Annotated in this window: 22 protein-coding genes; 10 read left to right on the forward strand and 12 right to left on the reverse strand. The window is 37.0% G+C overall.

Annotated elements, in window-relative coordinates:
- Positions 1 to 11: 11 nt before the first annotated feature.
- Positions 12 to 419 (reverse strand): tol-pal system-associated acyl-CoA thioesterase, encoded by a 408-nt coding sequence (gene ybgC / locus FHR28_RS06720; RefSeq protein ID WP_004724526.1) that lies wholly within the window; start codon positions 417 to 419, stop codon positions 12 to 14.
- A gap of 704 nt (positions 420 to 1,123) precedes the next feature.
- On the opposite strand from ybgC, the gene FHR28_RS06725 reads away from it, so the two are divergent.
- Positions 1,124 to 1,330, forward strand: coding sequence for a hypothetical protein (locus tag FHR28_RS06725; RefSeq protein WP_259192046.1), 207 nt, complete (start codon positions 1,124 to 1,126; stop codon positions 1,328 to 1,330).
- 336 nt (positions 1,331 to 1,666) lie between these two features.
- Here the strand turns inward: FHR28_RS06725 and FHR28_RS06730 are convergent, their stop codons facing one another.
- Complete coding sequence (locus FHR28_RS06730) at positions 1,667 to 1,837, reverse strand: hypothetical protein (RefSeq protein ID WP_166782228.1); 171 nt, start codon at positions 1,835 to 1,837, stop codon at positions 1,667 to 1,669.
- 59 nt (positions 1,838 to 1,896) lie between these two features.
- Between FHR28_RS06730 and FHR28_RS06735 the strand changes: the two genes are divergently transcribed.
- Positions 1,897 to 2,208 carry a hypothetical protein gene (locus FHR28_RS06735; protein WP_004724415.1) on the forward strand — a complete coding sequence of 104 codons (312 nt, stop codon included), beginning with the start codon at positions 1,897 to 1,899 and terminating at the stop codon, positions 2,206 to 2,208.
- A gap of 618 nt (positions 2,209 to 2,826) precedes the next feature.
- Here FHR28_RS06735 and FHR28_RS06740 read toward each other — a convergent pair.
- Positions 2,827 to 4,236, reverse strand: coding sequence for a short-chain fatty acid transporter (locus FHR28_RS06740; RefSeq protein ID WP_166782229.1), 1,410 nt, complete (start codon positions 4,234 to 4,236; stop codon positions 2,827 to 2,829).
- 821 nt (positions 4,237 to 5,057) lie between these two features.
- On the opposite strand from FHR28_RS06740, the gene FHR28_RS06745 reads away from it, so the two are divergent.
- A complete protein-coding gene (locus FHR28_RS06745) occupies positions 5,058 to 7,247 on the forward strand; it encodes a TonB-dependent receptor domain-containing protein (protein WP_016539650.1) in 2,190 nt (729 codons plus the stop codon).
- 105 nt (positions 7,248 to 7,352) lie between these two features.
- Here the strand turns inward: FHR28_RS06745 and ruvB are convergent, their stop codons facing one another.
- The 4 genes from ruvB to FHR28_RS06765 are packed head-to-tail and all read right to left on the reverse strand — an operon-like array spanning position 7,353 to position 10,986.
- Positions 7,353 to 8,354: a Holliday junction branch migration DNA helicase RuvB gene (gene ruvB, locus FHR28_RS06750; RefSeq protein WP_004724408.1), complete on the reverse strand. Its 1,002-nt coding sequence runs from the start codon at positions 8,352 to 8,354 to the stop codon at positions 7,353 to 7,355.
- 17 nt (positions 8,355 to 8,371) lie between these two features.
- Positions 8,372 to 8,974: a Holliday junction branch migration protein RuvA gene (ruvA, locus tag FHR28_RS06755; protein ID WP_004724404.1), complete on the reverse strand. Its 603-nt coding sequence runs from the start codon at positions 8,972 to 8,974 to the stop codon at positions 8,372 to 8,374.
- Between the two features lie 9 nt (positions 8,975 to 8,983).
- Positions 8,984 to 9,646 carry a hypothetical protein gene (locus FHR28_RS06760; protein ID WP_004724401.1) on the reverse strand — a complete coding sequence of 221 codons (663 nt, stop codon included), beginning with the start codon at positions 9,644 to 9,646 and terminating at the stop codon, positions 8,984 to 8,986.
- Positions 9,646 to 10,986 (reverse strand): deoxyguanosinetriphosphate triphosphohydrolase, encoded by a 1,341-nt coding sequence (locus tag FHR28_RS06765; RefSeq protein ID WP_004724400.1) that lies wholly within the window; start codon positions 10,984 to 10,986, stop codon positions 9,646 to 9,648. The genes FHR28_RS06760 and FHR28_RS06765 overlap by 1 nt, the downstream gene beginning before the upstream one ends.
- Before the next feature lie 219 nt (positions 10,987 to 11,205).
- On the opposite strand from FHR28_RS06765, the gene FHR28_RS06770 reads away from it, so the two are divergent.
- From FHR28_RS06770 to FHR28_RS06795, 7 genes are all read left to right on the forward strand, one after another.
- Entirely contained in the window at positions 11,206 to 12,261 is a 1,056-nt protein-coding gene (locus FHR28_RS06770; RefSeq protein ID WP_166782230.1) for a hypothetical protein, read from the forward strand.
- Positions 12,262 to 12,284: 23 nt separating this feature from the next.
- Entirely contained in the window at positions 12,285 to 13,022 is a 738-nt protein-coding gene (locus FHR28_RS06775; protein WP_166782231.1) for a hypothetical protein, read from the forward strand.
- 185 nt (positions 13,023 to 13,207) lie between these two features.
- Entirely contained in the window at positions 13,208 to 17,041 is a 3,834-nt protein-coding gene (purL, locus tag FHR28_RS06780; RefSeq protein ID WP_166782232.1) for a phosphoribosylformylglycinamidine synthase, read from the forward strand.
- Positions 17,042 to 17,146: 105 nt separating this feature from the next.
- A complete protein-coding gene (locus FHR28_RS06785; RefSeq protein WP_259192048.1) occupies positions 17,147 to 17,620 on the forward strand; it encodes a hypothetical protein in 474 nt (157 codons plus the stop codon).
- Between the two features lie 124 nt (positions 17,621 to 17,744).
- On the forward strand, positions 17,745 to 17,870 hold the full coding sequence (locus tag FHR28_RS22015; RefSeq protein ID WP_004724391.1) for a KGW motif small protein: 126 nt from the start codon (positions 17,745 to 17,747) through the stop codon (positions 17,868 to 17,870).
- Between the two features lie 330 nt (positions 17,871 to 18,200).
- Positions 18,201 to 18,731 carry a hypothetical protein gene (locus tag FHR28_RS06790; RefSeq protein ID WP_056512091.1) on the forward strand — a complete coding sequence of 177 codons (531 nt, stop codon included), beginning with the start codon at positions 18,201 to 18,203 and terminating at the stop codon, positions 18,729 to 18,731.
- Positions 18,732 to 18,735: 4 nt separating this feature from the next.
- Positions 18,736 to 19,143 carry a hypothetical protein gene (locus tag FHR28_RS06795; protein ID WP_166782233.1) on the forward strand — a complete coding sequence of 136 codons (408 nt, stop codon included), beginning with the start codon at positions 18,736 to 18,738 and terminating at the stop codon, positions 19,141 to 19,143.
- Positions 19,144 to 19,279: 136 nt separating this feature from the next.
- On the opposite strand, the gene gltP is transcribed toward FHR28_RS06795, so the two are convergent.
- From gltP to FHR28_RS06820, 5 genes are all read right to left on the reverse strand, one after another.
- Entirely contained in the window at positions 19,280 to 20,569 is a 1,290-nt protein-coding gene (gltP, locus tag FHR28_RS06800) for a glutamate/aspartate:proton symporter GltP (protein WP_004724381.1), read from the reverse strand.
- Positions 20,570 to 20,846: 277 nt separating this feature from the next.
- On the reverse strand, positions 20,847 to 21,956 hold the full coding sequence (locus FHR28_RS06805) for an ABC transporter permease (RefSeq protein WP_166782234.1): 1,110 nt from the start codon (positions 21,954 to 21,956) through the stop codon (positions 20,847 to 20,849).
- The gene (locus tag FHR28_RS06810) at positions 21,949 to 23,082 is read right to left on the reverse strand and encodes an ABC transporter permease (protein ID WP_166782235.1); all 1,134 of its coding nucleotides are present in this window, start codon (positions 23,080 to 23,082) and stop codon (positions 21,949 to 21,951) included. Before FHR28_RS06810 ends, FHR28_RS06805 begins: the two co-directional genes overlap by 8 nt.
- 2 nt (positions 23,083 to 23,084) lie before the next feature.
- Entirely contained in the window at positions 23,085 to 24,341 is a 1,257-nt protein-coding gene (locus tag FHR28_RS06815) for an HlyD family secretion protein (RefSeq protein ID WP_166782236.1), read from the reverse strand.
- Positions 24,342 to 24,354: 13 nt separating this feature from the next.
- Positions 24,355 to 25,848, reverse strand: coding sequence for a TolC family protein (locus FHR28_RS06820; protein WP_166782237.1), 1,494 nt, complete (start codon positions 25,846 to 25,848; stop codon positions 24,355 to 24,357).
- Between the last annotated feature and the right edge of the window lie 33 nt (positions 25,849 to 25,881).

Raw genomic sequence — 25,881 nt, forward strand, 5'->3', positions numbered from 1 at the left:
AAAAGTATTTTTTATTCGTGAGCTAATTCTCGAAGAATTAAATCACGGATTTCGTCAGGAATTCTACGAGGTTTCATATCTGTACTTAAACATGCCAATTCCACCTCGCCAGAAGCAAGCATGATTTCACCACGATATATATTCTGTTGCAACACAAATGACGAAGCTTTACATGAAACTACACTTGCTGTAACAGTAATAAGATCGTCCATGAGTATAGGGCGAGAATATTTCAATGCAATTTTATGCACGACAAAATTGTAATCTTTTTGATGCCAATAGTGGTCAATACCGGATGCACGTAGCCATTCTGTCCGTGCACGTTCCATAAAGCGGATATGATTGGCATGGTATACGATACCGCCAGCATCTGTATCTTCGATATATACACGGATTTGGAATTCGAATTTATTACTCATGTTGCTATGCATTCCTGTGTTGTTTATTGCATATCTATCAATTGCTTGCCAGTATTTACTTGCGCTGATTCAATTTCAAATCATTCAGTTGAAAAAACAAGAGCTTTATCTTGCTGATCTGATTGCTTGATTGAATTTTACAATATTTATAAGGGAACCTATCAACTACGCCAAAAGCATCTATGAGATGTTTTGAGAGAAACGGAAATCTACATGAACAGCGGACTGGTTGCCTAAACAGTACGTGTATATAAGCTTCAGTGGCTATATTGTAGAAAAGTAAATTGATTTGCCCACTTATAAATTTGCACAAGAGTTTAACTCTGACTTTGGCGCGAATTTTAGCACAAGGCATGCTTTCTCAAATGGCACAAGATTACAATCCGAATGAGGAGAGAAGGGTGAAGGAGATTAGCTTAGAGATTCTGTAAATTAAGTGGTATCACTGAGTGTAGTATTACCCTCACGACCATACTCAAAAGTTAAATTACAAAATATCGCGCAATGGTAAAGCAGCTGATACAGAAAGATTGATTGAAGCATGGACTTCTGAGTGAGGGTTAATTCAGATAACATTAATATTTCAAATGGATAAAATATTCAATAAATATTAGAGTGGTTATAGCATTATTTGGAGAATTATTTTGGACTTAATTCATTGTTTACAGAGAATAGATCAATATTCTTCTGAGGAAATATTGTTTGTGGAAGAACCTTGGGCAATTGAAGCGAATATCCAAATTATTCCAGATGACCAGAGTCAAACAGTGCTAGATATTAATGGGAAAAAATATACTTATTTTTTAGAAATTTTTATTATTAATGAGTTGTTAGAAGAGTTTGCTGTAAAAAACATGACTTTTGAAGAAAAGTGCCTACGTATTATTGAATATGCCATAAATGATGCTTAAAGATATAAGTGTATATACGGTTTAGAAACTATATTGTAGAAAAAGCAGATTGATTTGTCCCACTTAATAGATTTGCACAAAAATTTAATACTGACTTTGGCGCAAATTTTAGCAAAAGGTATGCTTTCTCAAATGGCGTAAGATTACAATCCGAATAAGGAGAGAACAGCTAACGACGATTAGATGGGGGATTAGGTAAATGAAGAGGCATTACTGAGTACTGCATTATCCCTCACTGCCATACTCAAAAGTTAAATTACTGAATATCACGCAATGATAAAGTAGCTGATGCATAAAGATTGAGTGAAGCAAGGGGCTCTGAGTGAGGACGGTCACTTAGAAGTCCCAGTTTTTATGCGATGTAAACATTTTTGCTATTGCTAACATTCCAAAAACAACAACGACTGCTTCAACACCAGTTGTTTGATGTGTCTCATTTACTAAAATCGCATATGTAGCTAAAAATAATGTAATTGCATATATTAAAAAATCTATTATATTTGCCATTTTAGACATCACTTATTAATATAAGTTAACAATATCATACAAATTCTAAGAGCAAAAATATGAAATTTAAAATTCTATTACTTTTATTGTTAAGTTCTTCTGTTTTCGCGAATGAAGCTGATGAATGCAAAATTGTTGAAAATACAGCAGACATGCTCATTCAATTGCGCCAAGGCGAGATTGATTTAAGAAAAGTATTTGATGATTCAAAATATAGGTTAAGCGAACATCAAGCTCAGCTATTAGAGGCTATGATTGCTGATGCGTTATCTAAGCCCGTGTATGTAACAATTCCAGAACAGCAGAAGGTCATAGATGAGTTTGTCACAGACTGGAAAGAATCGTGCTTAAAATCAGATAACAGTAAATAACTCATCCCAACTAAAATAATTCTGAGTAAATTTACCTAAGTTCATTTCATCATTGTCATGTTGTTTTTGAGTATGATTATGTTAATTTTTTGAAAACAATTATTAATATTCCTTATAACCTTACAAAGAGAGAAATATACATGTTTAGAAGAATAGTAATTTTCCAATCGTCAGCCCCTTTTTTACATTAAAGATTTCTACATAGATCAGCAATTAAGCCGATTTTTTTGCAAAGTCTACTTATTAAGGATCTCATACAAGTCGACCCATAGTAGACCAAAAATAGACTGCTAAATATTCCTTATTAAAGTTAAATTTACATAACTTATTGAATATATGTATTTAATGTTTTGTCTTTTAATTCTTATTATTGCTTGATATTGTTAGATTTTATGTAAGTATTGGAATTCGAATTTATTACTCATGTTGCTATGCATTCCTGTGTTGTTTATTGCATATCTATCAATAAGGAAAATAGCGATATTCCAATGATTAATTAAAGCTCGTTTGTAAGAAGATCAACTCTTGGTATGATCAATTTAGTTGTCGGCTTATTCAACAGAAGATTATGTTGAATAAGCCGTTTAAATAACTTTGTACAACAAAGCATCTTAAATTCTAAAAAGTAGGTGGCATATACGTTAAAGTACGACCAAGAATCCACAATAAGAATAAAACCAAGGGTAAATGGAAGACAAGCTGAGTAACTGTAAATCCAATAACATCTTTGGCTTTTAACTTTAAAATTCCCAGCATGGGTAACATAAAGAAAGGATTAATTAAATTGGGTAAAGCTTCTGCTGCATTATAAATCTGAACAGACCAGCCTAAATGTACTTTTAAATCGTGTGCAGCCTGCATGACATAAGGTGCTTCAATAATCCACTTACCACCCCCAGATGGAATGAAAAAGCCTAAAATAGCCGAATATAACCCCATAACAATTGCGAAAGTTTCTTTGGATGCAATCGATACAAAAAATTCAGCAATATAATGAGATAGAGATAAATCCTGTGCGTTCATTGCACTTGTCATGATAAAAGCAATACTTCCATAGAGTGGAAATTGGATCAGTACGCCAGAAACCGCAGGGACTGCCTTAGAAACTGCATTTAAAAAATTTCGAGGAGTTCCGTGTAAAGCAATACCGAGCATTAAGAAGATAAAGTTGTAAGTGTTTAAACTGGAAATCGCAATAATAGGATTACTTTTTGTAAATTCATTAAACATCCAGATTAGGCCTAAAACCACAATTAAAATGCTAAGAATAGGGGAGTTTTCCAGCCAATCACCTGGGCGTTTTTTACTTTGAACTTCGGTCTTTTCATCTTCAAAATGAATATCAAATTCATCAATGGTTTTTATACTATTGCCTTTAGGTGCAGACCAGAATGCAATGGCAATTGATACAATAATCAATACGGCAGTCATAATCATAGACTGTGGTAAAAAGATCGTTTCAGTAAAAGGAATAATACCAGTTAAATTATAAAGTGGTTCTGGTAAGCTCGCTTTGTTTGCCTGTAACTGGGCAGCGGAAGAACTAATACCCAATGCCCAAGTTGCTCCCATACCAATAATAGCGGCTGCGGCAGCTGCACGATAATCCATATTCAGCTCTTTACGCTTGGATAGTGCAATCACCAAAAGGGCAGTTAAAACTGTACTCATGGCCCAGTTAATCAGTGAAATCAACAGACTAACAGTCGCTACAAAAACAATAGCATTTCTTCCAGATGTTGGAATCTGAGCCATTTTTTGAATCAGCATTTCGACGGGTTTGGATACTGAAACCACATAACCAACGACAATCAACATACACATTTGCATCGTAAATGGAATCAAACTCCAGAAACCATTGCCAAATGAAATTGCGACCTCCTGAACAGGTGCTCCTATTCCAATCGCAGCTATGGCGACAATGATGACGCCTAACAGGGCAAAGATATAGGAATCAGGAAACCATTTTTCTGACCAATCACTGACTTTTATTGCAAATTTTTGTAATATATTCTGAGTGTTATCCATATTTAAATATCCTATTTATTCGATTATGAAACCAGTACATCCATGTTAAAATATTGATTTTCGGGCGATAACGATCAACATCAGCAAGTTTGAATATTTGTATAAAAGACTCTCGAATGAGCTTTAGGTATATGCGCTGTTGAATTTTTTTTCTAAACTCACATTCCATGCAAGTTCACTCAATTTGATTCCTTTTTGGTTTGCTCAGTCAAAATTATCAACTGTCCTTTTATTAAGTTATTAACATTGAATTGGCTTTTTTATAAGTTTAAAGTTTTAAACGTACAATAAGAAAAACTCATTAATCAAAAGAGTATTTCAATCTGCATTTGCAGCGTGAAATAAAAGATGGCAATTGAATATCCGCTCTATATTTCATAACTTCAACACTCGACGAAACCCGTTCATTCCAAAATTATTTTTTTGTAATTGTTTAAATAAGCAGCATAGCTATATGATGCTTTGGTGTTTTTATCTTTGAACTACCTTACTAACAGCCAATTGAGTGTAGGAATTTTTATTAAGTGCTGAGTAAAAAGGATGTATCGAAGAAGATTTTATAAAATAATAAAATTAAATATTAACAAATGCTTATTTGTTTTGAATAGCAAATTTTTAATAAGATCAATGCAATTAAATAAGCCTTTTAAAACCAACAAAAGTTTTTATTAAGTTTTAATTAAAATAATATGTAATATCTCTTTACTATGACTACCATCTTTTGTATTCTTTTTATTGCAAATGATAATTCTTATCATTCATATTTGGGTGTTTTATTTATTTTCAACTGTTTATGTCGTCCATCTACTGGAATTCTATCTATGAGTAAATTTAACCTTCGTCCTATTTCAATTGCACTTTTAGGAATTACAACAACTTCAGCGTTTGCAAATAGCAAGACAGAATCTGCTACACAACAACTTTCAACAATTGTTGTTTCTGCAGCGGGTTATGAGCAAAAACTAAAAGATGCACCGGCAAGTATTACTGTGATCACAGCACAAGATCTAAAAGATAAACGTATAAACTCAATTGCAGATGCTTTAGTTGATGTTGAGGGGGTTGATATTAGCCCAGGCGCTGGGAAAACTGGCGGGTTAAATATACGTATCCGTGGGATGGATTCTGAGTATTCCCTTGTTTTGATAGATGGTCGTCGTCAGAACAGTACTGGGGATATCGCACCAAATGGTTTTGGGGAGTCAAATAATAGTTTTATTCCTCCAGTTTCAGCAATTGAACGAATTGAAGTGATTCGAGGACCTGCTTCTACATTGTACGGTTCTGATGCTATTGGTGGTGTTGTCAATATTATTACAAAGAAAGTTTCAAATGAATGGACAGGCTCCATCACATTAGAAGGGACTTTACTTCCAAACAGTTCAGATTTTGGTAATCAACGTGCTACAGATGGGTTTATTACTGGCCCAATTATTCAGGATTTATTGGGAGTGCAGCTTCGCGCACGAAAGGCTCAACGGAGTCAATCTAATGTGGGATATCTTGATGTAAATGATAATTCAGTAGAGCTAAACAGGGGTGATAATCCAACCAAATCAGATTTAGAAACAATTGGTGCTCGTTTAACATTTACCCCAACAAAGCAACATGACCTCTCGTTAGAATATGAAAAAACTGAACAATGGTACGATAATACTAAGAGTCAACTTGGTACCCTTGGTGCAAATGGTGGTTATGATAAAACAAAAGAGTTTAATCGAGATCGGCTAGTGCTTGCACATACATGGCGCAATAAAATAGGGACCTTGGAATCAAGTATAAGTAATACTCAAACTGAAACCATTGGTCGACTTATTCCATCGCGTGCTCAAGCAGGTTCAAGTGTGATTACCCCACGTCTTTTAGAAAGTGAGGATACGATTTTTGATACTAAATTGGCGACTCAATATTTTAAAGGGCACAATATTACCCTTGGTGGGCAATGGTGGGATGCAAGTATTAAAGATGGATTAAGGGTAAATAAAGAGGTTTCATTTCAGCAACTGGGGCTTTTTGCTGAAGACACATGGGCACTTACTCCTGATCTAGCTTTAACCATGGGTTTACGTTTTGACAATCATGATACATTTGGTAGTTTTTGGACACCTAGAGCATATTTAGTTTGGAATGCAAATGACAATTGGACGTTTAAAGGTGGTTATAGTGAGGGCTATAAAGCGCCACGCTTAGAGCGCCTGACCAATGGAATTTATAATGTTGGTGGACAGGGGCGGACTCCTCTTTTTGGTAGTCCAAATTTAAAACCTGAAACAAGTAATAACTTTGAACTGGGTACTTATTTTAATAACGGTTCTAATTTTGATGCTAACATCACAGCATTTTTTAGTCAGATTCAAGATAAAATAGTCAATGGACCAGTGGAGAGAACCTGTGATGCCAAGGACGCTAAGGTAAAAGCAGATTGTGAAAAATTCATGGCTAGTCTTGGTACACCATGGTTAATGCAATCTGGAGATACTGACAAACGCGCTTGGAATGTTACTCGTCCTATCAATGCTCGAGAAGCAGAAATCTATGGTGTTGAAACCGGCTTAAATTGGGAGTTTGTACCGACTTGGAAATTTGGTTTGAATTATACATGGACAGTGGCAGAAATTAAGGACAAAAAGAATGGTAATCCGCCTTTAAACGATACACCTAAACATATTGTTAATGCATCATTAAAATGGCAAGCGGATGATAAAATTCAATTATGGGCGCGAGGCGAATACCGGAGTGAACGTGCGCGTTTCACACCAGACTACTATAATAGTCTACCTGTAGTTAACCAAGAAGTTTATGATGCATTAGGTGATTTTAAAGCATATGGTTTGATGCATATGGGATCAAATTTTAATGTCAATAATCAGTGGGATATTGCTGTTGGTTTATATAATATTTTTGATAAAAACTTTGTTGATTATCAGAAAGTAGGCGCAGACTATTATAATCGGTATAAAAATACTCAAGAGGGACGCCGTGTTCAATTGAGCACAACGTTTAAATTCTAATAAAACCCTTCTTCGATTAGCACTATAAAAGCCCTATTTGTATAGGGCTTTTATATATAAAATCATAAGAGACTCAAGGGAATATTCAATATTCCCTTGAGTTGATTATTTTGGTTCAGGTGGTGTCATCCCAAACTGTAAATAGGCTTGGTTGGTTGCAATACGTCCACGAGCGGTACGCATAGCATAACCTTGCTGAATCAAATAGGGTTCAATCACATCTTCTAGCGTGCCTGAATCTTCAGCCATTGCTGCAGCTAGAGCTTCAACACCAGCAGGGCCGCCATCAAAACGTTCTAATAACATCGATAAATAACGACGGTCTAACGTATCTAAACCATCTTTATCAACATTTAACATATCTAATGCACGTTGCGCCATGTGTTGAGTGACTTCACCCGTGCCTTTAACTTGTGCATAGTCACGGACACGACGTAACAAACGGTTAGCAATACGGGGAGTACCACGTGCACGACGAGCAATTTCTTTTGCACCATCTGCTGTTGTGGGAACATTCATTAATGATGCTGAACGTGCAACAATATGAGTCAAATCTTCGACTGAATAAAACTCTAAACGTTGCACAATTCCAAAGCGATCACGCAAAGGTGAGGTGAGTAGACCTGCACGCGTTGTTGCAGCAACCAAAGTAAATGGTGGTAAATCTAATTTTATCGAACGTGCACCAGGGCCCTCACCAATCATGATATCGAGTTGGTAATCTTCCATCGCGGGATAAAGAATTTCTTCAATCACTGGAGAGAGGCGATGAATTTCATCGATAAATAGCACATCACCTTCTTCCAGATTGGTCAGCATTGCAGCCAAATCACCTGCACGTTCCAGTACTGGACCAGAGGTAGATTTAAGGTTCCCCCCCATTTCACGGGCAATAATATTGGCCAATGTGGTTTTACCTAAACCGGGTGGGCCAAAGATCAAGGTATGATCAAGTGCTTCACCACGACCACGAGCAGCACCAATGAAGATTTCCATTTGCTCTCGTACGACAGGTTGGCCTATATAATCATCCAAAGAGGTTGGACGAATGGCACGATCAAAATGATCTTCGGGTTTTTCAGCCCCACTGATTAAACGGTCTTGCATGAGTGTCTTAATCTGTCTTATTTATTCATGGATTTAAGTGCAGCACGGATAATGTCGCTTGCTTCAGTATAGTCTGCTTTCACGGCATTAATCAGTTTTTGTGCTTCTAAAGGTTTATAACCTAAAGATTGCAATGCCGCTTCAGCTTCTGCAACAGCAGAATTACCCGTAAATTGTATTTGAGTTGAAGTCGAATTACTCGGTGTGGTACCTGTAGCAAAGGCTTTAAAGCGATCACGAAGTTCAATCATTAAACGTTCGGCTGTTTTTGCACCAACGCCAGGGACTTTAACTAAAGTTTTGACATCACCATTCTCAACAGTATGTACCAACATTTCGACACTGAGTGTAGATAGAATACCTAAAGCCATTTTAGGACCGACACCATTCACTTTTAGCAGTGTACGAAAGATGGTTTTTTCTTGGGCGTTAGAGAAGCCATAAAGTAATTGAGCATCTTCACGGACGGCTAAATGTGTCCATAAGGTAACTTTTTGACCTTTTTGTAATTGGCAAAATGTTGAGAGTGGCGTGTCGATCTCATAACCCACGCCATTTACATTTAAAAGTACGGTAGGTGCTTCTAAAGCTAAGACTTCACCAATAAGACATCCGATCATTGAGTTTGTTCACTTATTTGTTAATGGTTGAATAGTAGATGCCATTTGCTCTAAACGCAAAATTGCTTTAAGAATTTCTTTGCGATTTCGGGCAGATTTTATCCAAGCAGGTAAACGATTAAAATAGGTTTTATTGGTATTTAAATAAGTTCTTTGTCTAAGGTTTGCAGAAATATAATCTTTTAAACAGTTAATATGTTCTTGATTATAGGCGAAAACAAGTCCATTTCTTGTTGCTACACATAGTGTTAGGCAATAACCAAAATAAGGATCTGTATTGAAGCCGCGATTAAATTGTTTGCGTATATCAAATTGGTTAGGATAGATCCGTTTGGAAATTGGGCAAAAGTTGCAATTCAATTCAATAAACTGAGGAACAAAACTCTTTTTTGCATAGTATTGATGAAACTGAAATTTTCCACGTTTACAACGACAAGTTTCTTCAATATCTAAATAAACTCCAGAGAAATAGCCTAAGTTATTTTCCTGTTTGGCTTTTTGGTCAAATGATTTACAACAATTTTGGCAACTAAAAAAGGGTTGCTCGAAATCAATATCATCAATTTTTTTCGTATAGACGGTGGCATTTTTTAAACAAAATGGACATTCTACTAAAATAGGTTGCCGAGAAAATCTATTCAATGTGATTCCATCATCTACAAACCGTTTCATCAAAAGAATCCTACTTTATTACCTTGGAGTTCTTGCGCTAAGTTATAGGCTTGATGGTCTGAAAATTTACTCACAATATCTAAGACTTGCATAATATTGTCATAGTGATGATCACTAAAGCGTGCACCAAAGCGTTCTAAAATAGACAGTAAACGACCATCTTTAAAACTTAATGTTTTATTCGGTGTCGTAAGGGGAATAAAGGCATCTAAAATATGCTGTAAACTCTGATGGGCAATAATTTCCAAACCTGATTTTTGCGGGTGTTCAAATATTTTTTCACGGGCAAGGTTTTTTGCTCGATCAATCCCAATCTCAATATCCTCAGCACAGTATTGCAGTAACGAACCTTTTAGCTGTCCTGACAAAATTTGATAATGTTGTTTTGCGAAAGCAGTGGTTACTTCATCTACCAGCCGTTTCATGACACGACCGCGTAAGGCTGCAATTTTTTGTTGCCAAGTCATATACGGCATACTAAGTTCAGCGGGAACGCCATAATCTCCTAACAAATCAAGAAAAATAGGTTCAACTTCTTCATAGCTGAGCATATTGAGAATAATACCGTCTTCTAAATCAATTAAGGCATAACAAATGTCATCAGCAGCTTCTAGTAAATACGTCAGCGGATGACGACACCAATGATACTCACCCAATTGAATTAAACCGAGTTGATCTGCAATCTGTTTAAGAATTTCTTTTTCAGCTTGATAACAGCCAAATTTAGCCCGTTTGCTTGCAGGAGTATTCCCTTGAGATTCGATGGTCTTAGAGAGCCAAGGATACTTTAAGTAAGCTCCTAACGTTGCGTAAGTAAGACGCATCCCTCCATCATGAGGATGATAGTCAATTTTAGTAAGCAGTCTTAAACCTTGGGCATTACCTTCGAACTGTCGTACATCTGCTTGTTGTTCAGGGCTCAGATCTTGTAAAAAATTTGTATGTGCAGCGTCATCAAACCATTCACGAATCGCATATTCACCAGCATGTCCAAAGGGTGGGTTACCGATATCATGTGCTAAACATGCAGCTTGAATAATTGCCCCTACATCCGCTGGGGAGATCCAAACGGGGAGTTCATTTTTGATTTTTTCAGCAGCGAGCATTCCCAAAGAACGGCCAATACATGACACCTCTAAAGAGTGCGTGAGCCGTGTATGAATACCATCATGTTGGGTCAGTGGATGAACTTGAGTTTTACGATTGAGTTGTCTAAAACTTTGCGAAAATATAATGCGGTCATAATCTTTATGAAATGGACTTCGTGCCTGTTCTGTACTTTGCTTTTTACTACCTAAACGAACTGTTGAAAGGAGTTCTAACCAACGCATTTGAGTCATTTATCATTATTCATTCTTTCGTTAATCGTATGATGCCAAATTTATTGAAAATGTACTAGGGGCGGGCGACATAAGTTGTCTTGGTAATGATTTATTCTTATATGAACACTAACAGGGAAATCAAATCAATTTAGCTATGATTTGACTATGGTTTAGAATTTTCAAAAATAAATGTTAGAGTTTCGCTTTATAAATGATAAAGAATAGGCTTTATATAAGATGAGTTTAAAAGATCAATTCGTTAGTTTTGTGCTTATTTTATGCTTACCAATAATTTATACTCATGGTGAAAACTATCCTATTATTGATCCTTCAAAAGAAATTTCTATTACAGAAAATGCATTAGGGCTACGCTCATTTGAAGAACGTACAATAATTGATTATACGTTTTATCCTCACAAGCAAACTGGGCAAAATCAGGTATTTAATGCAGATGAGATGAAACAGATAGAGTTAGAAAATTTCGAGCTCCAGAATATAGTTAAAACCTTGTATCCTTTCGATATTGTACAAATGAATGACTCACAATTTTCACATTCGAATACAAAATTATTTACCGCTGTTGAATATAAATACTATGAAAAATGTAATTGTATTGATGGTAAAAAACTCATTGAGAAAAATATCGTCGTTTTCCCCCGTAAAGCTATTCAATTCAAAAATATAAATAAGGAAAAGCGTTTTTTACTTCCAGTCGAAATATTCGAAATGCATGGGGCTGGACGAGAAATACGTATTACAGATCCTAAATTGGAACTTTATTTATTTAAGCAATTGGAAACTGGCAAATATCAATTGGTTACTCGCACACCAATAAATTATGAAGGTATCGATTCTTATGAAGGCTTTGAAACCTCCCTAAGTAAGTTGAGTGTTCCTGAAATTGCTTCAAATATTAGGCTAATTGGCGCAGATAGAAAGGGAAGTTTTTTCAGGTTATATGGTATAGCAAATGGAGCAAAGTACTCTGATTGGTATGTCTTAAGTTTGAAAGAGGATGAGTTTCTACGAAGCTATTTAGTCTCAAATGCGAGTGAGGATACAACAGAAATGTTTTATACACCTAAAGCACACAAGTTTGATTCAAAACTTTCTTTTATACCCGTAAAAGGACAGTCATATTATCCAATACAGATTCAATATAAAGGTAATAAATTTTATTTTTCTAATTATAAATTGGAAGATAAAAACCAAATCAATAGGGTGGAATTTGATCCAAGCTTGGGGCTTTATAGCTATGATTCACCGACTATGCAACGTATGTTGTCAAAGTAACGCAAAATAATGAAGGGTATTCAGTGAACAATAAATTTATATTGCTATTCATAATTTTTTTGTCAGGATGTAACCAAGTTGATAAAAATCTATCCAATCAAAACAAAGAAATTGAAACACAGAAAAAGATTGAAGTGAGTAAAGCTGAAATCGAAGAAAGCATTCCTGCCAAGCCTGAACCAGTAGATCAAGCTTTAGCGACTTTTGCCTTTCAAGAAACGCCAGATGGTCATCTGACAAATAATTGTATTTGGACAGATGATCCAAATGCGCAAAATAAACAGTATTGGAGCATCTTACCAAGCAGTATGTTGAATGGAAAAGCTAAATTTACAATAGAGGATCTTACGCCTAGCAAGGTGAAAATTGGGCAACCAATTAAAAACTGCAATGAAGCTTATAAAAATGACACGGCAAACTATGCGTATGCGATCAATAAAAGTGGTGATTTGGTCAATGCGGTTGCTCTCAAACTCGATCGAATGACTCAAAATGCGGATCATACGTATACAATTGATCTGAATAAAAACTCGCATCCTGAAAAAATCTATGTGTGCTATAACATGGAAAGTTTAGATGTATTTTTCATTGACTCTGCATCTCAAAACCCAAATTTAGAACATATCAATGTCCGATTATCCTATGATATTGATGGTGAAATCGATCCCGAGATTTCTTGTGGAAAAGTCTTTTATCAAAAAAGCGGAATCATTGCGAAAGAAGATCCTAAAACGGGTGAGTTTCATTATACAGCTCAATAATTCAATTGTTACGAATCATGTTTAAAGACGAAAGTCAAAGTAAATCGGATATTTAAAACCAAGATTTCAGCGTTTTTTAAGTGGGATATGACTAGCTGAAATCTTGCTTTCACAGTAGAATATGCGCTCTCTTCAAGTCACATTGAGGTAGGTTGCCAAAACCTGCCCGTGGAGCCAAAAACAGCATGTTTATCGTTGCCGGTGCACCTGCACACTCTTCTTTTAAGCAAACACAACTATTAACACGCCTTGCGTCGATCAGTTCTGTTCAATCAATAGAAAGCCAATGGGTTTACCTTTTCGACCAAACGCTCAACGAGCAACAACAGCAATCTGCTTTACAGCTTTTAAACGATGGCGCATCGTTTGAAGTTCGTCAGGCTACAAGTGACGAAGTCCAGATTTTAGTCACGCCACGTGTCGGTACAATTTCACCGTGGTCATCTAAGGCAACCGATATTTTTGCCAACTGTAATACACCTGTACACCGCTTAGAACGCGGTGTTTTGTTTACTTTAAAGGGAATTTCTGAAATTTCTGATGAAGTAAAACAAATTTTACATGACCGTATGACAGAAAGCGTTTTCAATAAAATTGATGACGCAACAGCTTTATTCTCTGAAACTGAGCCTAAACCTTTAAACTCAATTGATATTTTGGGGCAAGGTAAAGATGCACTGGTTAAAGCAAACTCTGAGTTTGGCTTTGCATTGTCAGATGAAGAAATTGACTATTTAACCGCAGCATTTAATAAGATGGGGCGTAACCCACATGACATCGAGTTGATGATGTTTGCTCAAGCAAACTCAGAACATTGTCGTCATAAAATTTTTGGTTCAGAGTGGACAATTGATGGTGAAAAACAACCATTATCATTGTTCCAAATGATTAAAAATACCTATAAAGAATCACCTACAGATGTTTTGTCAGCATATAAAGATAATGCTTCTGTAATTGTTGGTTTTGACACACAGCGTTTCTATCCGAAAAAAGATGAAGCCACGGGTCACCATATTTATAAATATAAGAGCCAAGCTGCCCACATTCTTATGAAAGTGGAAACCCACAACCATCCAACCGCAATTGCTCCATTTGCAGGTGCTGCGACAGGTTCTGGTGGTGAAATTCGTGATGAAGGTGCAACAGGCCGTGGTGGTAAACCAAAAGCAGGTTTAACGGGCTTTACGGTTTCTAACCTTAATATTCCAGGTTTTGAACAGCCTTGGGAAGAAAACTACGGTAAACCATCTCGTATGGCATCACCACTTCAGATCATGATTGATGGTCCTTTAGGCGGTGCAGCATTTAACAACGAGTTTGGTCGTCCTGCGTTAAATGGTTACTTCCGTACTTTTGAGCAAAATGTTAATGGCGAAGTAAAAGGTTTCCATAAACCGATTATGATTGCGGGTGGTTACGGGAATATTCGTCCTGACCATGTTGAAAAAGATGCAATTCAGCCCGGCGATTTACTGATTGTACTGGGTGGTCCTGCGATGCTCATTGGTTTGGGCGGTGGTGCAGCTTCTTCTGTAGATAGCGGTAAATTAGGTGAAAACCTAGATTTTGCTTCTGTACAACGTGAAAACCCAGAAATGGAGCGTCGTTGTCAGGAAGTGATTGATGCATGTTGGAGAATGGAAGACTTTAACCCGATCGTATCTGTACATGATGTGGGTGCGGGTGGTGTTTCCAATGCAATGCCTGAACTTGTGAATGATCACGAATTGGGTGCAACTCTTGATCTTCGTAAAATCCCATCGCTTGAACCAGGCATGTCGCCAATGGAAATCTGGTCAAATGAAGCGCAAGAACGTTATGTACTTGCCATCAAGCCAGAATCGTTAGAGTTATTTGAATCGATTTGTGCACGTGAACGTTGCCCATTTGCTGTATTGGGTGAAGCGACTGAAGCACGTCAATTGACTGTAAACGATCCATTGTTTGAAAACAAAGCAGTGGATATGCCAATGCAAGTCATGCTTGGTGGCACGCCACGTATGAGTCGTACATACGAAACGATTCAACGTAAAGGTGATGAGTTTGATGCATCTAAAGTCGATTTAAAAGATGCAATCTTCCGTGTATTGAAAAACCCGACAGTGGCTTCAAAAGCATTCCTAATCACCATTGGTGACCGTTCAATCACGGGTATGGTATCGCGTGATCAGATGGTGGGCCGCTGGCAAGTGCCAGTTGCGGATGCTGCGGTAACCACAACAAGCTTACAAGGCTATACCGGTGAAGCAATGGCAATGGGTGAGCGTCCTCCTGTTGCATTGTTAAATCCTGCTGCTTCGGCACGTTTGGCCGTGGCTGAGTCCATCACCAATATCATGTGTGCCAATATTGAACAGATCAGTGATATTAAACTGTCTGCTAACTGGATGGCGGCCGCAGGTCAAAAAGGTGAAGATCAAGCATTATTCGAAGGTGTAAAAGCCATCGGTATGGAAATGTGTCCAGCATTGGGTATTGCAATTCCAGTGGGTAAAGACTCATTGTCAATGCGTACAACTTGGAATGACGAAGGCGAAGATAAATCTGTGACTTCACCAATGTCTGGTGTCATCACTGCATTTGCACCTGTGTTGGATGTTCGTAAAACATTGACACCTGAATTGAAAAATGAAGATTCAGTTCTAGTACGTATTGATTTATCTAAAGGTCAGTTCCGTTTAGGCGGTTCGATCCTTGCACAAGTGTATAAGGCAATTGGTTCTGTTACACCTGATGTTGATAACTTTGATGAGTTCAAAGCATTCTTTGCATTGGTTCAAGATTGGAATAATCGCGGTTTGATCATGGCGTATCATGACATCGGTGATGGTGGCTTATTGGCAACTGTTGCTGAAATGATGTTTGCTTCACGCTTAGGTGTAGCACTTGAAGATCAATCTACTGAAAGCTTATTTGCCGAAGAAATTGGTGCAGTATTGCAAATTTCTAAAGCAGACTGGGCAAGTTTGACAGATGAAGTTGCAACTTCAAGTTTAAAAGACGCGATTCGCGTTGTTGGTACTGTCAATGATTTTGATAAATTGTCAGTGAACAGTTTGGTACTTGATCGTGCTGAATTGCAACAAGCTTGGACTGAAGTGTCTCATCAAATTCAACGTTTACGTGATAACGTAGAAACCGCTGATTCAGAATTTGCATTAATTGGTGATAAAAACCATAAAGGTATAATTGCATTACCAACTTTTGATTTAAATGAGCCTGTTGAAGCACCATATATCAATGAACGCCGTCCAAACATGATGATTTTACGTGAACAAGGCGTGAATGGTCATGTTGAAATGGCTGCGGCATTCGATAAAGTGGGTTTTAATACTGTGGATGTTCACATGAGTGATTTACTTTCAGGTCGTGTAGATTTAGACGACTTTGAAGGGCTGGTTGCTTGTGGTGGTTTCTCTTATGGCGATGTTTTAGGTGCTGGTGGTGGTTGGGCCAAGTCTGTACTGTTTAATCCTAAACTTCGTGATCAATTTGAGAAATTCTTTAACCGTGACAATACTTTCTCTGTAGGTATTTGTAATGGTTGTCAAATGTTGGCTCAGCTTGCACCACTTATTCCAGGCGCAGACAACTGGCCACGTTTCCGCCGTAATACTTCAGAAGTATTTGAAGCACGTGTTGTGAATGTGAAAGTTGAGAAATCTCCATCGATTCTTTTAGGAGGTATGGAAGGCTCTATTTTACCAATCGCTGTTGCACATGGTGAAGGTCGTGCAGAAACTTCTGCTGAAAACTTTGCTGCGTTAAATGCGGGTAATCAAGTGATTTTACGTTATGTAGACAGCTTGGGTAATGCGACTCAACAATACCCATTGAACCCGAATGGCTCTCCTGAAGCGATTTCTGGGGTGACTTCAAAAGATGGTCGTGCAACGATTATGATGCCACATCCTGAACGTAATTTCCGTGCAATTCAGCACTCTTGGAAGCCTGAGGAATGGACTGAAGATGGTGCATGGTTACGTATGTTCCGTAATGCGCGTAAGTTTATTGGTTAATTAGATCTAGACCGATGGATTGTAAAAGCCCCGTAAGGGGCTTTTTTAATCTATGATGATTGAAAATATTGCATATTTACTAAAAATGAAAAAAGACTGTTGGATGTGACAAGAGTTATTTTGGATAAGTTTATCAATCGCTATCATGATTATTATGGCTTTTGGGGCATAAGCGTACTGTATACCCATGCAAGGCATTTAAATACATCGAGTTTTACTTTTAAATTGTTGAATCAACACCATGACATTAACGGTATTTTTTTAGAGAAAGTCCATCAAAAATTCTCTAAATATTTAGTTCATTATTTAAGTATCCATCATAAATTTCTGACTGATTTAAGTGTAGCCATGGTTAAAATTGACTTCGATCGCGATCATCTTTTAAAGGCCTCGACGTTATATGGGGATTATTTTTGTGTGCAAGTCGAGTTGATAGATCAAAAAGGTCAGCGTTTTTTTGCTGAGTCGGATGGTTATTGTTTTCCTCATATTGAATGGGTTCAACAAAGAAAATTGATTGACTCATTGTCATTAGAACAAAAAAAATTTTACTGGGAAGCCTCGAATGAACATCAATGAAGGTATTGGAAAATTGTTACACTTTTAGGGTTGGTTTATTTTTTGCATGTTATACATTGTCTATTAAAAGACCAATGTTTTGCCCCAAAAATGTTCCATGATGTAGCAAGAATGAGGTGATAAAATGATAAGAACAGTCAATTATTCAACAGCAGATAAGGTCATCCTTCGCCAAAAAGGCTGGAAATGGTTTAGTGTTATTTTAGTTGTACAAATGCTGATTATTCTCAGTGCATATTTAATTGCATAGCTAAAGAAGCGAGTACATTCTCTGATTGATAATTTTAGATGCTAATAACAAAAGCCACTTTATTGTGGTTTTTGTGTATTAAAGATATTTCATGAATCAAAAAATGATCATGTGAAGTGAATTATATTGGAATTGAAAGTTCCTTCTCCCTATGGGAGAAGGTTAGGATGAGGGTGCTTTTATGTTGATTTATGGTTTTAAAAAGGACTTATGAAAGAAGTCTATTATGAATTTTTATAATTTTTTTTCATAAAAATAAATGACCTAATCGTGACTTTAGAGTCCTTATAAAACTTATTGCTTTCGCAAACGACTGCTGGAAAATAACCTATGAAACAGTTTCAGAATATAAATAAAATAAGTTTACTAATAGTCGGTTTGATTTTTACACAATTGGTAAATGCTCAGAATATTCAGATAGACACGCTTATCGATACTAAAGCGATCAATTGTTATGCACTTTTTCAACATCCTGAAAGTAAAATAGCTGTACTTTTACAAGATTTTAGCCGTGATGGGCAGAAAAATGTAAAGCTGAATAAATCTAAACAGACGATGATTGTTGGTAATAATACATATTATGGTGTGCAAGGTTATCGCTATTATAAAACTGCACATACTGAACAGGATGACTTAGCAGTAGATAGTAATGTTTTTGGATCACAACTGATCAAAATTGCATTACAAAAATATAAATCGGGTAAAACTCAATCCAATGGTTACTATTTTGTATTTAAGGGTACACCGACAACGGTGCTCTATCATTTACGTAAGGTTGTGGGTGATGATTGGAATATTGAGAATGCTTTAGATGAAACACCACAAGGAAACTCAAAATTGAGCTGTGGCTATACAAGGTAAATGAATGAATAGATTTATATTTCTAATACCAATACTGATTTCTTTAAGTAGCTGTTATCCGATATATAAAAGACAGAAGCCTCAAGTCACTGTGACTGTTGTAAATGAGCAGGGAGTAGCAATTTCTGATGTAAAAGTCGTGTTAGTAACGGCAGTACATCCTGCAAAAATAGATGACCAGTATGATGAAAAGTTCACAAATAAATTGGGGATAGTGAATTTTGAAAAGCTGGCTCAATGGAAAGTTGAAAGCTTAATGATTCATGGGGTGCAAGTGTACGATTGGAATTTATGCCTTGCAAAAGATGGTTATATCACCCAAGAGTTTGTCGAAGTAGGTAAAAAAGTGCAGATTAAAATCATTTTAAAGAAGGGTAAAACGCCATTAAAACAGTACCCTTATCAATGCTAAAAGGTTAATTATTCTGCATATCATATATTCAATCTTTTGAGCGATTGGTGGAATTGAATGCAGTCTAAAAGGGAGGTGATCTCAGTCAAGCATGTACAAAAAAACCACCCGAAGGTGGTTTTTCTGATCTTAAAAATTAATGTGTGGCATCAAAATTATAAGATTTTTGTTTTTCAGTATCGAATTTGCCTTCCCATTTACTAATCACGAGAACAGCAAGTGCGTTACCAATCACATTCAATACAGTACGAGCCATATCTAAAATACGGTCAATACCCGCAATAAATGCTAAGCCTTCTAGTGGGATCCCCACGCTGCCTAAAGTTGCCAATAGGACTACGAAAGACACACCAGGAACACCTGCGATACCCTTAGAGGTAATCATCAGGGTCAAGACCAAAACAAGCTGTTGAGTGATGGTTAAATCAATACCGTAAAGTTGCGCAATAAATATGGCAGCAATACTTTGATAGAGTGTTGAACCATCTAAGTTAAATGAATAACCGATAGGAACAACAAAACTGGTAATTGATTTAGGTGCACCATAAGCTTCCATTTTTTCCATCATACGTGGTAAAACGGTTTCAGAGCTTGCAGTGGAGTAGGCCAGAATAAGTTCATCTTTTAAGATTTTGATAATTGTCCAGATACTGAAACCACAGAATCTAGCCACAAAACCAAGCACAATAAAGATAAAGAACAAAATTGCCCCATAAACTAAAACTGCTAGTTTAATTAACGGTAATAATGAACTAAAACCAAAGTTTGCAACAGTCGCTGCAATCAAGCCGAATACACCAAACGGTGCAAACATCATGATCATGTGCGTTACTTTGAACATTGTTTCAGAAACAGCTTTTAACACGTCAATTAACGGTTGCTTGGTTTCTTTAGACAATGAACCTAGACCAATACCGAAAATGACTGCAAAGAAAATAATCGGCAACATGTGCCCATCACCCATTGCAGCAAAAATATTCGGTGGGATAAGTGAAAGAACTGTATTCACTAAGCCATGAGCTTCATGGCTGACTTCCTGCGTCGTTTCTTTATATTGCGAAATATCAGAGGTTGTCAGTGTAGACATATCAATGCCTGCACCAGGTTGGAATACATTGGCAGCAACTAAGCCTACAATAATTGCAACTGTCGTAATAATCTCAAAATAAACAATGGTTTTAAAACCAAGTTTACCGACACTTTTACTGTCACCCGCATTGGCAATTCCTAAAATCAGCATGGAAAGCACAAGTGGAATTACAATCATTTTGATCAGATTGATGAAAATCTTACCCAATGGTTGTAAAAAGTTTGCAATGATGTCACCGCGAATTTCAGGTGCGTTGTGCAAAAAAGCACCAACAAGAATACCTAAGAAGAGCGCAATAACAATTTGCCAAGCGAGGCTAATTTTCATTTTCTTCATACTGAGCCCTTAAAATTCAGATTTTGGCGAAAAGGAAAACTCTATCAAAAAAACACAAAAGAAATCCCGCTAAAGCATGTGGGTGCCTTAGGGTGGGAGATTCTGAGTATTCAGAGTATTTCGAAAATGGCCTATTCTGACGCTATTTGCGTCAGCAGTACTAACTTTTTTATCAAAAATTCGTTCAAATGATTAAAAATAGTTCAGTTTGATTAAAATATTCGATTTTATTGTTAATTTTAATTCATTATATAAATTAAATTTCACACAATTATTCTTATTTTTTATGTGTTTTGGTCAGGCGTATATATGCCCATATCATCAAAACTCCTGTTAAGCACACGAGATAAATTAACTTAGGAATAACCACCTGAATCGGTACACCCATTTGATTTAACTGAATAAATAAGTTAATTCCTTGAGTAGACGGGAAGAGGTGAGCAAAATACTGCATCCAAGTCGGCATTGCTTGCAGGGGCCAAGCTGCACCTGAGAGTAAAAATAATGGAATTGAGGTGAAAACGATCAGATGTCCAGCACGTTCTGAAATATCTAGATAGCTGGCTAAAAGCATTGCCATTGTAATCACGCAACTAATAAAAATCGGAACAGAAAACAGCATGCCCCAGAAATTGCCACCTCTTGGGTAGTCATTGATCCAGTAAGTGAAACCAAATAGATAATAGCAGCCGAGGCAGCCAATCGTGAGTGCTGCTAGATAGATTCCAAAAAATTCAGCGGTTGTGGCTCGCCATCGTTGCTCACGATACCCAGCAATCAACATGCACAAGCCCAGAACAATAGTCTGATGGATAATCAGCGGTGCAATTGCAGGAAAGATATAACTGCCATATCCTGAAAGCGTGTTAAACAACGGAATTTGATGGATTGGAAGGGCGACTTGGAAATGTGAAATTTTGCCAAACCTTTCGGCTTGTTCTGCCACTGCATTTTCAATTGCAGTGGCTAAGCCTAAACCAATCTGTTTGGTTTTAAGAAAATAAGCACTGCTTAAATATAAACCAATACCACCAGCTTCACCTCGAACCACACTATTGGATAGGTTCTCAGGTAATAATAAAATACCATCGGCTTTTTGCTCTTGAACCATACGTTTTGCTTGTTCAAAATTTCCAGTAATTTCAGTAATTTTTACATTGGGACTTTTGGCAACTTCAGTAATGATGGTATTGCTCAGATAGCTTTGTTCTTCATCTACAATAATAATCGGTAAGCTTTCAGCCGTTTGCGCTTTATAGGCTGTGGGATAAAAAATGCTATAAAAAAATACTGAAAGCACCATGGTGGTCAAAATAGACGAGTTTTTCCCAATATTTTTAAAAGTGTCTACATAGTATCGAGCGAGTTCTTTAAAGAATTTAATCATGTTTTGCTCCCTTTAAATTTTTATTGAGGAGTAAACTTGATAATGCAAAATAGAAAATACAATATGCGGCAAGGATAGCTAAAGGAACCATCGAAATAAAACTAGGACTGCCAACAACCCATTGTTCAGTTTGTAATTTCGCATAAGGTGTATAAGGAATAATGTTGGCCCAAAATTTGGTAAAAATTGGTGCATTATTTAAGGGAAGCGTTACGCCTGCAAAACTCAGCGAGGAGCCACCATAGACTGCAATAAATCCAAAAGTTTTAGATAAATTTCTAGTTGCGAGAACGACTGTACTACTGATCAGTGCATAGGCTGAATAAAGTAAGAATTGTCCAAGTAAAATCATCCATAGGCTGCCAGCAATGAACCAACCTCGGATCACCACCAGCCAAAACAACCATGCCCAAGTCCAAAAACAGAAAATTAACACATAGACCATATTTTTTGCCAAAAGCGCACTCAATACAGACTTGCCTTGGACCCATTGATTTAAGGTACCGTATTTCAATTCTTGACCCACAGCAAAGGCTACACAACAACACAGCAATAAGTGCAAAATTGCTGGAATCATAAAGGGTTCTAAATAGAACTCATAACTGAGATTCGGATTGAATAGGGGAGAAATTTTTATATTTGCTGTGGAAAGTTCAGCATAAGGAATTTTATTTTCAAAATATGAATTCTTTGCAAAATCAGCAATCGCTTCAACCGTAGAGAGAAGCATCGCTGAAGAGATCCCATTGCCAATACTAAAATAGGACTGATTAAAAGCAATACTGATCTGTGCATCTTGTGCTTGAACCATACGTTGTTCAGCACCTGCTGGAATATGCACATATCCCCAAATCTTGGTCTGATTGAGCAGATGTTCAACTTCATTGGGATTGTCTGATACAGTGTAGATTGAAAGCGTGTGATTATGACTAAGATAATTTTCTATATTGCGACTGAGTTCACTTTGATCTTGATCAATAATTGCAATCGGTAAATGTTCAGCTTTTCCTGCATAAAACATACTACTGAATAAAATAATCACAAAGAGCGGGGCAAGTGTGACTAAGCATAAATCCCATTTATGCTTGAGCAAATATTGAAGCTCTCTTAACATGCCCGTCCACATGCTTATTGGCTCTCTTTTAATTTAAAGATCACACTCATGCCTACTTTTAATTCAGGCACGGCTTCAGCGGGTGTAAGCTTGACTTTAAAACTACGAATATCATATCCACCTGTCTGACGTGTGGTTTTAATAGTTGCAAACTCACCCTCAGCATCTATATTTTTGATGTTAAATGACACTGTTTTATTAAGTGCGGGTATAAAACCATCTAAGCTTTTTGCTTGATAAACTTGGGTGTATTGATCTTCACGGACATTTAAGCTGACCCAATTTTCTTCATCTTGAATAATACTTACAACAGGAACACCAATAGCCACCAGTTCTGAGGGTTTACCATAAGTTTTAGATACTGTGCCGTTTACAAGAGAATATAGTTTGGTTTCTGCCTCTAAAGCATTGGCTTCCGCAACAGCGGCTTTTGCAATCTCGACTTGTGCATCAGCCCCAGATTTTTGTTCAGCGGTACTGCCACGCTTTGCACGTGCATATTGCTGATAAGCGGCTTCACTCATTTGAGTGGCTGATTGTGCAGCGGCATGCATTTCATCACGGCGTTGACGTGAAATTACCCCTTGTGCAAAGAGGTTAGCACCACGTTGATAGGTCATTTTTGCAAGATTTTCTTGCGCTTTTACACTTTGCCAATTGGCATATAAGGTATCAATGTTTTCTTGTTGAGAACCTCTGTCTGCCGTCGATTGTAAGGCTAAGGCGGATTGTAAACTTGCCAGCGCTTGTTGTTTTTTGGCAGCAATTTCTGGACTACTTAGAGTAACTAACAGTTGTCCTTTTTCAATTTTTTGACCATCGCTGACAAAGATGCCTTCTATCCGACTTGGAACTTTAGTGCTGACATGTAATGTTTCAGCCTCAACACGTCCTTGAACATCTACTGTTTTAGGTTGATAACTTTTCCATAGACCAAACGCAATCAATCCCAATAATAGAATTAAAATTATTGCGCCGATGACCAAAATTGTTTTCTTTTTAGAAGGTTTTTGATCAGCGTTGATGTTTGTCGCAGCTCTTTGTTCCTGTGCTGAGTCTCTGATTGGTGTGTCTTTTTCAGATTCAATTTGATTGGCTGTAGGTTGTTGCGCTACAGCTGCATCAGATAAAGCAGTCGGATCTGTATTATTGTGTGTATTCATTTCTGGATGAACTAAATTTTCATTTGATGAAATATCTGAGTTTGCATCAGCTTGCGAAGTTGAAGATGAATCATTTTGTCCATTGTGATGGTCATGCTGTTTTGTCATTTTATGCTCCATCTTAACGAATATAATCTGTATTAGTTTGATTGACGTAGTCTTTAAATTGTTCAATAGAACCATGGCTTTGTAGCAAAGTTGCTAGAGAGAGTACGTATTTATAGGCATTGAGTGCTTTTTCTGTTTTGAGTAGGCTGAGTTGATTCTGTGCATCGATGACTTGAGTGGCGGTGCCCATATCTTCTTTAAATGATAATTGTTGGATTCTTAAATTCTCTAACACTGCTTGTTCATTTTGTTGCAGTAATTGATTGGACTGCTGTGCTGTGGCGAGTTCACTATAGGATTTGTAGATAATATTCTCAATCTCTTGTTGGGTGCGCGCTGTCATAAGCTCTGTTGCATATCTTTGTAATTCAGCGGCTTGGACATTTTTGTTTTTATCAATCCCTGAAAATAGGTTGTAGCGAGCAGCAACACCCACAATCCAGTTTTGGTTTTGATCTAAACTATATTCCCCAAACGCAAAAAGGGTTGGTTTTTTTGCGGCGCTCTGTATTTTGACATTCTGATTGGCAAGCTGAGTATCCATTTGCATTTTTCGAACCAGGCTTGAAGTTTCAGGATAAGAAGCAAGGAGTTGGTTGAGTGATTGGTTTTGCTGACGATTGACAAATAAGGGTGTCGTCAGTTGATCAATTTTGGATTTATGCAATAAATTTTGAAGTTGGAACTGACTGGCTTGTAAATTTGCCGAAGCATTTTGTTCTGAACGCTGGGCATTATTGCGTGCAACTTCAAATTGCATGCGCTGTCCCTTGCTAATAAATCCCTGTTTTTCAAGTTTGAGTGAATTGTCATAGTGTTGTTGCATTGCACTTAGATTGAATTGACTGGCATTGAACAGCTGTTGTTGTAATTGCACATTAAAATATGCCTGAATCACTTCAAAACGTTGTGTGTCTTGCTGTTGTTTAGCATCGAGTTGACTACGTTCAACTTTTAAATTGGCAATCTGCTTTGTTGTCGTGGTAATCCCGCCAGTATAAATTGGCATCATCACAGAAACAGTAGGACGAACAACTTCATCTTCAAGGACAACATTGGCTGTATCTGGAATTAAGCCAATACCACTATGAATTCCTTGGTTTAGCCCTTGTTTTAAAGGATCTGTCACATTTGAGGGAATGTTCTGTTCAGATTGCCATTGATCAACACGATCATTAACGCCTTGTGAAAGCGTTTGTTCCAGATTATTTTTGACCCCATTCAGCGGAATATCTGTTTCAGTATGAAACTTATAGGCACGTACATTTAAATCGATGCGGGGCAGGCCTATATTTTTGACGGCCTCTGCTTGAAGTTTAGATGCTTGATTGAGTGCTTGATTGGCATGGGTGGTATAAGAATTTTCAAGTAAATATTGTTCTGCTTGTACATAGCTTAGATTTTCAGCAAAGGTGACAGATACAAAGGCCGTATTTAAGGCTGCAAAACTGCTTACTTGTATCAATTTTGATAATGCTTTAAGTGAATAGCAAGTTTTAAATTTCATCTGAAAAATCATCAGCATTTGTTTAAATTTGAG

This window comes from Acinetobacter sp. BIGb0196, from assembly GCF_011759595.1.
GTDB classification, from domain to species: domain Bacteria; phylum Pseudomonadota; class Gammaproteobacteria; order Pseudomonadales; family Moraxellaceae; genus Acinetobacter; species Acinetobacter guillouiae.

Coding starts and splice junctions, on each gene's coding strand:
- FHR28_RS06745 (WP_016539650.1), top strand. CDS start 5,058: ATGAGTAAATTTAACCTTCGTCCTATTTCAATTGCACTTTTAGGAATT.
- FHR28_RS06790 (WP_056512091.1), top strand. CDS start 18,201: ATGAAACAGTTTCAGAATATAAATAAAATAAGTTTACTAATAGTCGGT.
- ruvA (WP_004724404.1), bottom strand. CDS start 8,974: ATGATCGGATGTCTTATTGGTGAAGTCTTAGCTTTAGAAGCACCTACC.
- FHR28_RS06730 (WP_166782228.1), bottom strand. CDS start 1,837: ATGGCAAATATAATAGATTTTTTAATATATGCAATTACATTATTTTTA.
- FHR28_RS06805 (WP_166782234.1), bottom strand. CDS start 21,956: ATGATTAAATTCTTTAAAGAACTCGCTCGATACTATGTAGACACTTTT.
- FHR28_RS22015 (WP_004724391.1), top strand. CDS start 17,745: ATGATAAGAACAGTCAATTATTCAACAGCAGATAAGGTCATCCTTCGC.
- purL (WP_166782232.1), top strand. CDS start 13,208: ATGTTTATCGTTGCCGGTGCACCTGCACACTCTTCTTTTAAGCAAACA.
- FHR28_RS06795 (WP_166782233.1), top strand. CDS start 18,736: ATGAATAGATTTATATTTCTAATACCAATACTGATTTCTTTAAGTAGC.
- FHR28_RS06760 (WP_004724401.1), bottom strand. CDS start 9,646: ATGAAACGGTTTGTAGATGATGGAATCACATTGAATAGATTTTCTCGG.
- FHR28_RS06810 (WP_166782235.1), bottom strand. CDS start 23,082: ATGTGGACGGGCATGTTAAGAGAGCTTCAATATTTGCTCAAGCATAAA.
- FHR28_RS06820 (WP_166782237.1), bottom strand. CDS start 25,848: ATGAAATTTAAAACTTGCTATTCACTTAAAGCATTATCAAAATTGATA.
- ybgC (WP_004724526.1), bottom strand. CDS start 419: ATGAGTAATAAATTCGAATTCCAAATCCGTGTATATATCGAAGATACA.
- FHR28_RS06815 (WP_166782236.1), bottom strand. CDS start 24,341: ATGACAAAACAGCATGACCATCACAATGGACAAAATGATTCATCTTCA.
- gltP (WP_004724381.1), bottom strand. CDS start 20,569: ATGAAGAAAATGAAAATTAGCCTCGCTTGGCAAATTGTTATTGCGCTC.
- FHR28_RS06740 (WP_166782229.1), bottom strand. CDS start 4,236: ATGGATAACACTCAGAATATATTACAAAAATTTGCAATAAAAGTCAGT.
- ruvB (WP_004724408.1), bottom strand. CDS start 8,354: ATGCAAGACCGTTTAATCAGTGGGGCTGAAAAACCCGAAGATCATTTT.
- FHR28_RS06765 (WP_004724400.1), bottom strand. CDS start 10,986: ATGACTCAAATGCGTTGGTTAGAACTCCTTTCAACAGTTCGTTTAGGT.
- FHR28_RS06735 (WP_004724415.1), top strand. CDS start 1,897: ATGAAATTTAAAATTCTATTACTTTTATTGTTAAGTTCTTCTGTTTTC.
- FHR28_RS06770 (WP_166782230.1), top strand. CDS start 11,206: ATGAGTTTAAAAGATCAATTCGTTAGTTTTGTGCTTATTTTATGCTTA.